11 protein-coding genes are annotated in these 12,865 nt (G+C 69.5%); 6 read left to right on the forward strand and 5 right to left on the reverse strand.

Annotated elements, in window-relative coordinates:
- Positions 1-15 precede the first annotated feature (15 nt).
- The 3 genes from EDF63_RS08115 to tkt form a co-directional block, all read right to left on the reverse strand.
- Complete coding sequence (locus EDF63_RS08115; protein ID WP_123312544.1) at positions 16-1,614, reverse strand: glucose-6-phosphate isomerase; 1,599 nt, start codon at positions 1,612-1,614, stop codon at positions 16-18.
- Positions 1,614-2,726, reverse strand: coding sequence for a transaldolase (gene tal / locus EDF63_RS08120; protein WP_123312546.1), 1,113 nt, complete (start codon positions 2,724-2,726; stop codon positions 1,614-1,616). Before tal ends, EDF63_RS08115 begins: the two co-directional genes overlap by 1 nt.
- Positions 2,727-2,853: 127 nt before the next feature.
- Positions 2,854-4,947: a transketolase gene (gene tkt, locus EDF63_RS08125; RefSeq protein WP_123312548.1), complete on the reverse strand. Its 2,094-nt coding sequence runs from the start codon at positions 4,945-4,947 to the stop codon at positions 2,854-2,856.
- 432 nt (positions 4,948-5,379) lie between these two features.
- Between tkt and EDF63_RS08130 the strand changes: the two genes are divergently transcribed.
- The gene (locus EDF63_RS08130; RefSeq protein WP_123312549.1) at positions 5,380-6,306 is read left to right on the forward strand and encodes a heme o synthase; all 927 of its coding nucleotides are present in this window, start codon (positions 5,380-5,382) and stop codon (positions 6,304-6,306) included.
- A gap of 304 nt (positions 6,307-6,610) precedes the next feature.
- Here EDF63_RS08130 and EDF63_RS08135 read toward each other — a convergent pair whose 3' ends face one another.
- Positions 6,611-7,585, reverse strand: a complete 975-nt coding sequence (locus tag EDF63_RS08135; RefSeq protein WP_123312550.1) for a heme A synthase — start codon at positions 7,583-7,585, stop codon at positions 6,611-6,613.
- A gap of 252 nt (positions 7,586-7,837) precedes the next feature.
- Between EDF63_RS08135 and sufB the strand changes: the two genes are divergently transcribed.
- The 5 genes from sufB (at position 7,838) to EDF63_RS08160 (ending at position 12,032) form a co-directional block, all read left to right on the forward strand.
- A complete protein-coding gene (sufB, locus tag EDF63_RS08140; RefSeq protein ID WP_111083968.1) occupies positions 7,838-9,256 on the forward strand; it encodes a Fe-S cluster assembly protein SufB in 1,419 nt (472 codons plus the stop codon).
- A complete protein-coding gene (sufD, locus tag EDF63_RS08145; RefSeq protein ID WP_123312552.1) occupies positions 9,257-10,522 on the forward strand; it encodes a Fe-S cluster assembly protein SufD in 1,266 nt (421 codons plus the stop codon).
- Positions 10,522-10,848 carry a non-heme iron oxygenase ferredoxin subunit gene (locus EDF63_RS08150; protein WP_123312554.1) on the forward strand — a complete coding sequence of 109 codons (327 nt, stop codon included), beginning with the start codon at positions 10,522-10,524 and terminating at the stop codon, positions 10,846-10,848. The genes sufD and EDF63_RS08150 overlap by 1 nt, the downstream gene beginning before the upstream one ends.
- A 72-nt stretch (positions 10,849-10,920) precedes the next feature.
- Positions 10,921-11,703 (forward strand): Fe-S cluster assembly ATPase SufC, encoded by a 783-nt coding sequence (gene sufC, locus EDF63_RS08155; RefSeq protein ID WP_123312555.1) that lies wholly within the window; start codon positions 10,921-10,923, stop codon positions 11,701-11,703.
- Positions 11,703-12,032 (forward strand): metal-sulfur cluster assembly factor, encoded by a 330-nt coding sequence (locus EDF63_RS08160; protein WP_123312556.1) that lies wholly within the window; start codon positions 11,703-11,705, stop codon positions 12,030-12,032. The genes sufC and EDF63_RS08160 overlap by 1 nt, the downstream gene beginning before the upstream one ends.
- Positions 12,033-12,236: 204 nt before the next feature.
- Here the strand turns inward: EDF63_RS08160 and EDF63_RS08165 are convergent, their stop codons facing one another.
- Positions 12,237-12,836 (reverse strand): biotin transporter BioY, encoded by a 600-nt coding sequence (locus EDF63_RS08165; protein ID WP_123312557.1) that lies wholly within the window; start codon positions 12,834-12,836, stop codon positions 12,237-12,239.
- Positions 12,837-12,865 lie beyond the last annotated feature (29 nt).

Consider the following 12,865-nt stretch of genomic DNA (forward strand, 5'->3'; position numbering starts at 1 on the left):
TGAACTCCTTACGAGTCAGTGGGAGACGGCGGAGGCGATGGCCGCGGTGGCGGCGCGCACGTCCGACGTCGTGAGGGTGAGGACCGGGCGGCCGTGCTGCGCGAGGACACTCGCGTCACCGGCTGCCTGGGCCCGGAGGAGCTGCCCGAACGAGAACGGCCGGCCCGGGATCGCCAGGTCGTCCGGTTCGTCGGCCACGATCTGGAGGAACACTCCGGTGGCGGGGCCGCCCTTGTGGTACTGCCCGGTCGAGTGCAGGAACCGCGGGCCGTACCCGAAGGTGACCGGACGGCGCGTGCGCGCCGCCAGGGCGTCGCGGAGCGTCTCGAGGTCACGGTTCGTGGTGCGGTCGACGTACGCCTGCACCGCCACGTAGCCGGTGGCGCCCAGTTCGGACAGGAGGCCCGTCACGGCTTCTGCGAGCGTCGTCCCGACCGGCAGTCCCGGCGTCGCGGAGACGGCGATGCCGTCCTCGGTGAACGCGGGCGCGGCAGCCGTGGGACGGTCGTCGAGCAGCGCACGGGTCGCGACCTTGGCGGCCTCGACGTCGGGCTGGTCGAACGGGTCGATGCCGAGCAGGCGCCCGGCGACCGCGACGGCGTACTCCCAGACGAGGATCTGGCCACCGAGCGTCCCGGTGATCTCGACCTCGCCCTCGGCGACGTGGCGCTCGTCCTCGCGCGAACCGACCAGGCGGATGACCTGGACGTCGGGCAGCGCTGCGGAGACCTCGGGGGAGTCGGCGTGCAGCACGACGGGCAGCAGGCCACGTCCGCTCTTGCCGGTCGACTCCGCGATCAGCTGCTCCACCCAGTCGCCGAACCCGACGATGTGGGTGCCGTCCGGGACGATCGCGATCTTGTCGCGCAGCGGGTCGGTCCCCGCGAGCACCGCGCCGAGCACGAGCCCGGGGTTCTCGTCGAGGTCGACCGACAGCAGCGCGGAGATGGCGTCGGCCTCGTCCAGCAGTTCGGCGATGTCCGCCCCGGCGAGACCGGAGGGGACGAGCCCGAACGCGGTGAGGGCCGAGTAGCGGCCGCCGACGGTCGGGTCGGCGGTGAAGACACGGTAGCCGGCGTCGGTCGCGGCGGCCTCGAGCGCGGAGCCCGGGTCGGTGACGACGACGATGCGGCGGGCGGGGTCGATGCCGGCGTCGCGGAACGCCTGCTCGTAGACCCGACGCTGCGAGTCGGTCTCGAGCGTGGAACCGGACTTCGACGAGACGACGAGCACGGTGCGCTCGAGGTCGGTCGAGACGGCGGCGCGGACCTGCGCGGGGTCGGTCGAGTCGAGGACCGTCAGCGGCACACCGGCGGTGCGCGTGATCACCTCGGGAGCGAGCGACGAGCCGCCCATGCCGGCGAGGACGACGTGGTCGACCCCTTCGGCACGGAGCGACTCGCGCAGCGCGGTGATCTGGGCGACGAGCGGGCGGGAGACCGAGACGGCCTCCACCCAGCCGAGGCGCTTCGACGCCTCGGCCTCGGCGTCCGGTCCCCACAGCTCGGGGTCCTGGGCGGTGATGCCCGAGGCCACCAGGTCAGCGACGAGCCGCGGGACCACCGAGTCGATGGCCCGCGCGGCATCGCCGCTGGCTGCGATGGAAACCGTCACTACTTGGCGCCCTCGAGCGCGGTCTTCACGGTGTCGACGAGCTCGCCCCACGAGACGTTGAACTTGTCCACGCCCTCCTTCTCGAGCAGCGCCACGACGTCGTCGTAGTCGATGCCCTGCGCTGCGAGCTGGTCGAGGACCTGCTGCGCGGCGTCGAAGGTGCCGGCGATGGCGTCGCCGTGGATCTCACCGTGGTCGAACGTGGCGTCGAGCGTCTTGCCCGGCATCGTGTTGACGGTGTTCGGGGCGGCGAGCTCGGTCACGTAGAGCGTGTCCGGCAGCGACGGGTCCTTGACGCCGGTCGAGGCCCAGAGCGGACGCTGCGTGTTCGCGCCGGCCTCGAGCAGGCCGAGGGCGCGCTCGGAGGCGAACGCCTCGGTCCAGACCTGGTAGGCGAGCTGCGCGTTGGCGATGCCGGCCTTCGACTTCAGGGCCTTGGCCTCGTCGGTGCCGACGGCGTCCAGGCGCTTGTCGATCTCGGAGTCGACGCGCGACACGAAGAACGAGGCGACCGAGTGGATCTTCGACAGGTCGTGCCCGGCGGCCTTGGCCTTCTCGAGCCCACCGAGGTAGGCGTCGATGACGGCGCGGTAGCGCTCGAGCGAGAAGATCAGGGTGACGTTCACCGAGATGCCGGCGCCGATGACCTCGGTGATGGCCTCGAGGCCCTCGACCGTCGCCGGGATCTTGATGAGGACGTTCTCGCGACCGACCTTCTCGAACAGGAACTTGGCCTGCTCGATGGTCTTCGCGGTCTCGTGTGCCAGGCCCGGCTCGACCTCGATCGACACGCGGCCGTCGAAGCCCTTCGTCGAGTCGTAGATCGGCTTGAACAGGTCGGACGCGTTGGCGACGTCCTGCGTGGTGATCTCGAAGATCGCGTCGGTGAGCTCGGTGCCGGCGGCGGCCAGCTCCTTGACCTGGGCGTCGTAGCGCTCGCCCTTGGCGAGGGCCGAGGCGAAGATGGTCGGGTTCGTGGTCACGCCGACGACGTTCTTCTGCTCGATGAGCTCGGTGAGCTTGCCGGTCTCGAGGAGCTCGCGGGACAGGTCGTCGAGCCAGATGCTCACGCCGACCGCGGAGAGGGCGGCAGTGGGGGTGTTCTCAGCCATGTGTTTCTCTTCTTTCCTTCATCGGCCTGGTGGCCGGGGTCTGGGGGACCGGGGGCGCGTGGCGGGGCCGAACCGCGCCCCCCGGCAGAAGGGCCGGATCCGGCGAACCGGACCCGGCCCCTGCGGGTCAGGAAGCCGCGATCGATTCCTTCGCGGCGGCCACGACGTGCTCCGTCGTGAAGCCGAACTCCTTGAAGAGCGTCTGGTAGTCGGCCGAGGCACCGAAGTGCTCGATCGAGACGCTGCGGCCCTTGTCGCCGATGATGTCGCGCCAGCTCATCGCGATGCCGGCCTCGACCGACACGCGAGCGGTGACGTCCTTCGGGAGCACCTGGTCCTGGTAGTTCTCCGACTGGGCGCGGAACCACTCGATGGACGGGGCACTCACGACGCGGGCGTTGATGCCCTCGCCCTTGAGCTGCTCGCGGGCCTCGACGGCGATCTGGACCTCGGAACCGGTCGCGATGAGGATCACGTCCGGGGTGCCGTTCGGCGCCTCGGCCAGGATGTACGCGCCCTTGGCGACGTTCTTCGCCGAGGCGAAGACCTCACCCGAGGCGTCGCCCTCGCCACGCTCGAAGACCGGCAGGTTCTGACGGCTCAGTGCGATGCCGGCCGGACGGTCGGTGTGCTTGAGCATCTCGAGCCAGGCGTACGCGACCTCGTTGGCGTCGGCGGGGCGGACCACGTCGAGACCCGGGATCGCACGGAGCGACGAGACCTGCTCGATCGGCTGGTGCGTCGGGCCGTCCTCGCCGAGGGCGATGGAGTCGTGGGTCCAGACGTAGATCGCCGGTGCGCCCATGAGCGCGGCGAGACGGACCGCCGGACGCATGTAGTCGCTGAAGATCAGGAACGTGCCACCGAAGGGGCGGGTGTTCCCGTGCAGGACGATGCCGTTGAGGATCGAGCCCATCGCGTGCTCGCGGATGCCGAAGTGCAGCACGCGGCCGTACGGGTCGGTGCTCCACGTCGACGTCGAGGCCTCGGCCGGACCGAAGGACTTGGCGCCCTCGATCGTGGTGAGGTTCGACTCGGCGAGGTCGGCCGAGCCACCCCAGAACTCGGGCATCAGCGGCGCGATGGCGTTGATGACCTTGCCGGAGGCGGCACGGGTCGAGACGGCCTTGTCGGTCGGGAAGACCGGCAGTGCTGCCTCGAGGCCCTCGGGGAGCTCCTTGGCGTTGACGCGGTCGAACAGCGCCTTCTTGTCGGCGTTGGCGGCAGCCCACGCGTCGAAGGTCTTCTGCCACTCGGCGTGCTGCGCCTGGCCCTTGGCGACGGCGCCGCGGGTGTACTCGAGGACCTCGGGGGCGACCTCGAAGGTCTTCGCGGTGTCGAAGCCGAGGACCTCCTTGAGGCCCTTGATCTCGTCGGCGCCGAGCGCCGAACCGTGGATCTTGCCGGAGTTCTGCTTGGTCGGCGACGGCCAGCCGATGATCGTCTTGAGGACGATGAGCGACGGCTTGTCGGTGACCTGCTGGGCGGCCTCGATCGCGGCGTGGAGCTCCACGGCGTCCTCGGAGTACTCGCCGGTCTTCTTCCAGTCGACGATCTGGACGTGCCAGCCGAGTGCCTCGTAGCGCTCGGGGACGCTCTCCGAGAAGGCGATGTCGGTGTTGTCCTCGATCGAGATCTGGTTCGAGTCGTAGAACGCGATCAGGTTGCCGAGCTGCTGACGGCCGGCGAGCGAGCCCGCCTCGTTCGTCACGCCCTCCTGCATGTCGCCGTCACCGGCGATCACGTAGGTGAAGTGGTCGAAGGGCGACTGGCCGGCCGGGGTCTCCGGGTCGAACAGGCCGCGCTCGAAGCGCTGGGCGTAGGCGAAGCCGACCGAGGACGCGAGGCCCTGGCCGAGCGGGCCGGTGGTGATCTCGACACCGTCGGTGTGGCCGTACTCCGGGTGACCCGGGGTCTTCGAGCCCCACTTGCGCAGGTGCTGGAGGTCTTCGAGCTCGAGGCCGTAGCCGTGCAGGTAGAACTGCACGTACTGCAGGATCGAGGCGTGACCGGCGGACAGGATGAAGCGGTCGCGGCCGATCCAGGTGGAGTCGCTCGGGTCGCGACGCATCACCTTCTGGAAGAGCAGGTGTGCGAGCGGCGCGAGGCTCATCGCGGTGCCGGGGTGACCGTTGCCAGCGGCCTCGACCGAGTCGGCGGCGAGAACGCGGGCCGTGTCGACGGCCTTCCGGTCGATGGCGTCCCAGGTGAATTCAGCCACTTGGATGTTGACCCTTCTTGATGCGACATGTGCGAGGGCTCGTGCCATCGCACGGACATGTGGCCATCCCGGGGCCGAGTCGTGTCGCCGTCTAGCGGCGGCCGACCGGCTCATCGCGGCCGACGTCATCGGGGCGCGCACTGCGGGAGGGCAGGTCCAGCATAGTGACCAGCCACTCAGAAGGGGTTCAGGTGACGCCCGATGTTCATGACTCGAGTCGGTCGAGGCCCCGTCTGCCGGGCGTGTCGTGCTCCGTGGCCCGTCGTTCCGCGCGGGATGGGCGAGCGGGGCATCGTCGCGGCGCTTCCATCCCGTAAACTGATCGAGACCCGTGGACATTCCGGGTCAGCGCATGCCCGGACGCCGCCGCAGTCGTCCACCGAGTGTGCGAGCTGATGCGAACAGACTGAGGTTCCCTTGCCGACTGCCACCGTGACCAGGCCCGACACCGATCGACCCCGATCGCCGCTGTCCCGCAAGGTCCGTGCGTACGTCTCGTTGACCAAGCCGCGGGTCATGGAGCTGCTGCTCGTGACCACGGCGCCGACCATGTTCCTGGCCGAGCGCGGCGTTCCGGACCTGTGGCTGGTCTTCTGGACGATGCTGGGCGGCGCGATGTCCGCCGGTTCGGCGTCGGCGTTCAACTGCTACATCGACCGCGACATCGACCGCCTGATGAAGCGGACGAGCACGCGCCCGCTGGTGACCGGCGAGCTCTCCGACCGCGAAGCCCTGGTGTTCTCGTGGATCCTGGGTGTCCTGTCGACCGCGGTCCTCGGGTTCCTGGTGAACTGGCTCGCGGCCGCCCTGAGCGTCATCGCCATCCTCATCTACGTGTTCGTCTACACGCTCTGGCTCAAGCGCCGCACCCCGCAGAACATCGTGTGGGGCGGCTCGGCCGGCTGCATGCCCGTGCTCATCGGCTGGGCGGGCGTCACCGGGTCGCTCACCTGGGCCCCGGTCATCCTGTTCATGGTCATCTTCCTCTGGACGCCGCCGCACTACTGGCCGCTGTCGATGAAGTACCGCGACGACTACGACGCCGCCGACGTCCCGATGCTCGCCGTGGTCCGCGGTCGCACCGTCGTCGGCCTGCAGGTCGTGCTGTACGCGTGGGCCACCCTCGTCTGCTCGCTCCTGCTCATCCCCGTTGCGCACATGGGACCGCTCTACACGGTGGTCGCACTGGCCGGCGGCATCTGGTTCGTCGTCGAGTCGCACCGGCTGTACTCGCGGGCGATCCAGCACGTCGAGCACGTGCAACCGATGCGCGTCTTCCACAGCTCGATCACGTACCTGACGCTGCTCTTCATCGCCGTGGGCATCGACCCGCTGCTGCCGCAGGTCTTCACCTTCTAGGCACTGCGCGCCGCCACTGGGCGACGTCGTACGACGAACTCGATGTCGTGCGACGTCGCCTTCGTCGTTCTGGGTCGCCGTCGGGTGCGCGACCGGGTGGGGCTCTCGACGTGCGCACGGGACGGCCGGGAGGCGCGGGGCGGGGCTGCCACGGGCCTCCCGTCCGCCGTGTGCGTGCGCTGGGCGCAGGGCGCACGCGTGGTGCGATGCGTCTGCAACGAACGACACCCCACGAGTCGATCGACTCGTGGGGTGTCGCAGAACGGGTGTCGGCCGGGCGGCGGGGGCGCGACGCGCCCGGGCGTCAGGCGTCGAGCGGTTCGCGCACGGCCGCGCGACCGGCGCTGGCCCGGGTCGCGAGCACGACCGCCGTGGTGGCGCCGACGAGCAGCCCGGCGAGCACCATGTGCGTGCCGACCAGCCCGACCGGCAGCCCCGTGCGCGCCTGCGTCAGGCCGACGGCGATCTGCAGGAACTCGACGACGAGCAGCAGGAGCGCCCACTTGCTCGAGATCCGGAGGCGGACGGCACCGACCACGAGGACGAGCGTCAGCGCGAACAGCGTGTAGGCGGGCCAGGCGTGCAGGTGTTCCATGACCGCGGGGTCGAAGCCCGTTCGGTGCAGCATGCCGCCGTCCACGGCCTCGTCGGCGCCGGCGTGCGGACCGCTGCCGGTGGTGAGGATGCCGACCAGGACGGTGACCACGACCGCGGCGACCGTGCCGCGGACGACACCGGTGTACCAGCCGGGCACCACGCGACGGCTCGTGCGGGGGCCGTGCATCGTCCGGTAGACCAGGGCCGCGGTGACCGAGGTCAGGGCGGCGGACACGACGAAGTGCAGCCCGACGACGAAGGGGTTGAGGTTCGTGAGCACGCTGAGCCCGCCGATGACGGCCTGCACCGGGATCGCGACGCCCTGAGCGAACGCGAGCCAGAACAGTTCGGGGCGCGTGCGGAGCATCCGGACGACCGCCAGGAACATCGCGATCGCCACGATCACGAGCACGAAGGTGAGCAGTCGGTTGCCGAACTCGATGATCCCGTGGACGCCCATCTCGGGCGTCGACACGAGCGAATCCGCCGTGCACTTGGGCCAGGTGGGGCATCCGAGGCCCGACGCGGTCAGCCGGACGAGGCCGCCGGTGCCGATCAACACGACCTCGACCACGAACGAGGCCCACGCCAGCGCGATGACCCGGCGGTCGACGACCCGGGGGAGCGACCACCACCGTGCGGTCCGGAGATCCTGGTCGACGGGGGGTCCGACGCGAGTCACGAGGGTGGTGCCTTCCTGTTGTTCCGTGCAGCGAACCTGTAGGATTCGAGGGTTCAGCAGCAGTCAAGTCTAGGCAGGCGCCGGCTCCGAATGGGCCGAGATCGCCGATCACTCCACGGACTGCGTGGAACCATTGTCGTTGCGAGGGAGCAGCACCGTGACCGCTTGTCAGCGGTCTGCGGTGGAATGGCGTCCAGACGCCACGGGTTCACACCTGAAGACGCTGTCCCGCGAGAAGGAAACGAGGAGACCATGTCCGACGTGCTCATCGACCGTCCCGAGCTCGAAGGGCTCGGGCAATACGAGTTCGGCTGGTCCGACTCCGACTCCGCCGGGGCCTCGGCCCGCCGTGGGGTCTCGGACGAGGTCGTCACCGACATCTCGAACCTCAAGCACGAGCCCGAGTGGATGCTCAAGAACCGGCTCAAGGGCCTGCAGCTCTTCGGCCGCAAGCCGATGCCGACGTGGGGTGCCGACCTGACGGGCATCGACTTCGACAACATCAAGTACTTCGTGCGCTCCACCGAGAAGCAGGCGCAGTCGTGGGAGGACCTCCCCGAGGACATCCGCGCGACCTACGAGAAGCTCGGCATCCCCGAGGCAGAGCGCCAGCGCCTCGTCGCCGGCGTCGCCGCGCAGTACGAGTCCGAGGTCGTGTACCACCAGATCCGCGAGGACCTGGAGCAGCAGGGTGTCATCTTCATGGACACCGACACGGCGCTCCGCGAGCACCCCGAGCTCTTCCAGGAGTACTTCGGCACCGTGATCCCGGCCGGCGACAACAAGTTCGCCGCGCTGAACACGGCCGTCTGGTCCGGCGGCTCGTTCGTCTACGTCCCCAAGGGCGTCCACGTCGAGATCCCGCTGCAGGCCTACTTCCGGATCAACACCGAGAACATGGGCCAGTTCGAGCGGACGCTGATCATCGCGGACGAGGACTCCTACGTCCACTACATCGAGGGCTGCACCGCCCCGATCTACAAGTCGGACTCGCTGCACTCGGCCGTCGTCGAGATCATCGTGAAGAAGAACGCCCGCGTGCGCTACACGACGATCCAGAACTGGTCGAACAACGTCTACAACCTCGTGACCAAGCGTGCGATCGCGCACGAGGGTGCCACGATGGAGTGGATCGACGGCAACATCGGCTCCAAGGTGACGATGAAGTACCCGTCGATCTACCTCGCCGGTGAGCACGCCAAGGGCGAGACCCTGTCCGTCGCCTTCGCCGGCCCCGGCCAGCACCAGGACGCCGGCGCGAAGATGATCCACATGGCGCCGTACACGACGTCGTCGATCGTCTCGAAGTCGATCGCCCGCGGTGGTGGTCGAGCGGGCTACCGCGGCGAGGTCCGGGTCGACCCGGCCGCGCACCACGCGGCGAACACCGTCCGCTGCGACGCGTTGCTCGTCGACACGATCAGCCGGAGCGACACGTACCCGGCGATCGACATCCGAGTCGACGACGTCCAGCTCGGGCACGAGGCCACGGTCTCGCGCGTGAGCGAGGAGCAGCTCTTCTACCTGATGTCCCGCGGCATGGCCGAGGACGAAGCGATGGCGATGATCGTCCGTGGCTTCATCGAGCCGATCGCCCGCGAGCTCCCGATGGAGTACGCGCTCGAACTCAACAAGCTCATCGAGATGAGCATGGAAGGATCCGTCGGCTAGATGTCCAGCACCACCCCTCCCCACATCGACCAGCCGATCGAGCCCGCGGCAGCCGCCCAGGGAGCCGACCAGCACGGCGCCGGAGCCCACTCCGACGGCGGCTGGGACGCCCCCGACAAGAAGATCCCGGTCCAGACCCGCTCCGAGCGGTTCCAGTCCGGCGACCTCGGGGCGTTCCCGACCGTCACCGGGCGCGAGGTGAACTGGAAGTTCGCGCCCCTGGCGAAGCTCCAGCCGCTGCTCGACGGCGGTCTCGACGGATCCGCCTACCGGTTCCTCGCCCGGCAGTCCGACGGTGCCGACGTCGAGTGGGGTCGCAGCGACGACCCCCGCGTCGGCACCGCCGGTCTGCCGGAGGACCGCGCGGCAGCCGCGGCCTGGACCGCGCGTGACGCGGTCCTCGCCGTCACCGTGAAGGCGACCGAGGCGCACGAGTTCATCACCATCACGCGGTCCGACTTCGGGACGCAGCCCCGCGCGGCGCACACGGTCATCACCGCTGAGCCGCACGCCCAGGGCATCGTCGTGCTCGACAACCGCGGCAGCGCACTGCTCAGCGAGAACATCGAGATCGTCGTGCAGGACGGCGCACGCCTGACGGTCGTCAGCCTGCAGGACTGGGACGACGACGCGGTGCACGTCTCGACGCACTTCGCCGAGGTCGGCCGCGACGCCTTCCTGAAGCACGTCGTGGTCTCGCTCGGCGGCGACGTCATCCGGGTCAACCCCTCGACGCACCTCGGTGCGCAGGGCGCCGACACCGAGATGTACGGCGTGTACTTCGCCGACGCCGGCCAGTACATCGAGCAGCAGGTCTACGTGAACCACGACGCGCCGAACACGCGCGGTCGGGTCAACTACAAGGGCGCGCTGCAGGGCAAGGGCGCGCACACCGTGTGGATCGGTGACGTGCTCATCGGCCGCGCGGGTGACGGGACCGACTCGTACGAGCAGAACCGCAACCTCGTGCTGACCGACGGCACCCGTGCCGACAGCATCCCGAACCTCGAGATCGAGACGGGCAACATCGAAGGCGCCGGCCACGCGAGCGCGACCGGTCGCTTCGACGACGAGCAGCTGTTCTACCTGCAGGCCCGCGGCATCCCCGAAGAGGAAGCGCGTCGTCTCGTCGTGCTCGGCTTCCTGGTCGAGGTCATCCAGAAGATCGGTGCGCCCGAGCTCGAGGAACGACTCATCGCCGCAGTCGAGCAGGAGCTCGCCGAGGGGCGCTCGGTGACCGTCGCCCCGGCGGAGGCCGACGCCTGATGCCCACGAAGGTCTGCGCGGAGTCCGAGATCGCGGTGGACAGCCCGATGCGTGCCGTCGTCGACGGAACCGCGGTGGCCATCGTGAAGGACTCGTCCGGCACCGTGTACGCCATCGGCGACACCTGCACCCACGGGGACATCTCGCTGGCCGAGGGGTTCATCGAGGGCGACACGCTCGAGTGCTGGGCGCACGGCTCCCGCTTCTCGCTCGCCACGGGGAAGCCGCAGAACTTCCCGGCGTACGAGCCCGTCCCGGTGTTCCGGGTCGAGGTGCGCGAGGGCGACGTCTACGTCGACGTGCACGATCCCGTCCCCGTCGACTGACACCGCCTCCCGGCCCCCCACACTTTCCGCGGCCCGTCCGCGACACGACAGAAAACCGAAGGAACCCACGCAATGTCCACTCTGGAAATCCGCGACCTCCAGGTCTCGATCGACACCGATCAGGGCACCAAGGAGATCCTCAAGGGTGTCGACCTCACGATCAACGAGGGCGAGATCCACGCGATCATGGGGCCGAACGGCTCCGGCAAGTCCACGCTGGCGTACACGATCGCCGGGCACCCCCGGTACAACGTCGTCGGCGGCTCGATCACCCTCGACGGCGAGGACGTCCTCGCGATGAGCGTCGACGAGCGCGCCCGTGCCGGCATGTTCCTGGCGATGCAGTACCCGGTCGAGATCCCCGGCGTGACGGTGTCGAACTTCCTCCGCACCGCCAAGACGGCGATCGACGGCGAGGCCCCGGCCCTGCGCGGCTGGATCAAGGAGCTCCGCCAGTCGATGGCCGACCTCAAGATGGACTCGTCGTTCGCCGAGCGCAACGTCAACGAGGGCTTCTCCGGTGGCGAGAAGAAGCGCCACGAGATCATGCAGCTCGAGCTCCTCAAGCCCCGCTTCGCCGTGCTCGACGAGACCGACTCCGGCCTGGACGTCGACGCGCTGAAGATCGTGTCCGAGGGCGTGAACCGCGCCAAGGCCGCGACCGGTCTCGGTGTGCTGCTCATCACGCACTACACGCGCATCCTGCGGTACATCAAGCCGGACTTCGTGCACGTGTTCGTCGCGGGCAAGGTCGCCGAGCAGGGTGGCCCCGAGCTCGCCGACCGCCTCGAGAACGAGGGCTACGACCGCTACGTGCAGGCCGCCGCGGCGTCCACCGCAGAGGCGCAGGCCTGATGATCGCGGCACTCGCCCCGGACAAGTTCGACGAGGTCGTCGAGGGGCTGAAGGAGGTCCAGGACCCGGAGCTCGGCGTCAACATCGTCGACCTCGGTCTGATCTACGACCTCGCATGGGACGACGAGGCCTCGGCGCTCGTGATCAGCATGACGCTGACCAGCGCTGGCTGCCCGCTGACCGACGTCATCGAGGGCGACACCGCGAACGCCCTCGACGGCATCGTGGACGCCTTCCGAATCAACTGGGTCTGGATGCCGCCGTGGGGTCCGGAGCGGATCACCGACGACGGACGCGAGATGATGCGCGCGCTCGGGTTCGCGATCTAGTCGCGACCCCCTGACGGACGGGAGGCCCGGTGCCAGCTGGCACCGGGCCTCCCGTCCGTCTGTGCGCAGGACGCGCGCGGGGCGCGACACGCCGCTCATGTTCGGCGAGGTTCCACGAACGGACGCAGAAGCGGCCGGGGTTCCGAGATCTCGGAACCCCGGCCGCAGGAGCCGGGCGTGTCGACCGCAGCCGACGGGTGCGCGTCAGCGGCGGCCGACGGCCTTCCACGCGAGCGGCAGGATGCCCGCGGCGATGAGCGCCTTCGCGATCCCGCCGACGACGAACGGGTACAGGCCGGCGGCGAGCACCGACTGCAGGTCGTTCGGGGCACCGAGCTGACCGAGCACGATCGCCAGGTACGGGAGGCCGGTCACGAACGGAATGGCGCTCGCGAGCAGCATCGCCACCGCGGCGCGTCCGACGTGACGGTCCCAGTTGCGGCGCGCGAGCCAGCCGACGACACCCGCGGCGGGGATGAACCCGATGACGTAGCCGAAGCTCGGCACGGCGAGGGCCTGCAGGCCACCGGTCATGTCGGCGAAGAACGGTGCGCCCGCCAGGCCGGCGACGGCGTAGACGAGCAGCGCGAGCATGCCGCGGCGGGCACCCAGGGTCGCGCCGACGAGCACGACGGCGAGCGTCTGACCCGTGATCGGGACCGGCCACATCGGGACCTCGAGCTGTGCCATCGCAGCGGTGAACAGGGCTCCGCCGGCGACGAGGGCGGCGTTCGTGGCCAGCCCGTGCGTTCGCAGACGGTCGGCGAGGACTGCGCGGGGAGCGAACCCGGTGGCGTTCGTCATGGATTCTCCTAGAATGGACTGCTGGTCCC

Origin of the sequence: Curtobacterium sp. JUb34 (assembly GCF_003755065.1) — a bacterium.
GTDB lineage: Bacteria > Actinomycetota > Actinomycetes > Actinomycetales > Microbacteriaceae > Curtobacterium.

Excerpts from the sequence above, each read along its gene's own strand:
- sufC (WP_123312555.1), top strand. The coding sequence starts at position 10,921 with ATGTCCACTCTGGAAATCCGCGACCTCCAGGTCTCGATCGACACCGAT.
- sufB (WP_111083968.1), top strand. The coding sequence starts at position 7,838 with ATGTCCGACGTGCTCATCGACCGTCCCGAGCTCGAAGGGCTCGGGCAA.
- sufD (WP_123312552.1), top strand. The coding sequence starts at position 9,257 with ATGTCCAGCACCACCCCTCCCCACATCGACCAGCCGATCGAGCCCGCG.
- EDF63_RS08165 (WP_123312557.1), bottom strand. The coding sequence starts at position 12,836 with ATGACGAACGCCACCGGGTTCGCTCCCCGCGCAGTCCTCGCCGACCGT.
- tal (WP_123312546.1), bottom strand. The coding sequence starts at position 2,726 with ATGGCTGAGAACACCCCCACTGCCGCCCTCTCCGCGGTCGGCGTGAGC.
- EDF63_RS08150 (WP_123312554.1), top strand. The coding sequence starts at position 10,522 with ATGCCCACGAAGGTCTGCGCGGAGTCCGAGATCGCGGTGGACAGCCCG.
- EDF63_RS08160 (WP_123312556.1), top strand. The coding sequence starts at position 11,703 with ATGATCGCGGCACTCGCCCCGGACAAGTTCGACGAGGTCGTCGAGGGG.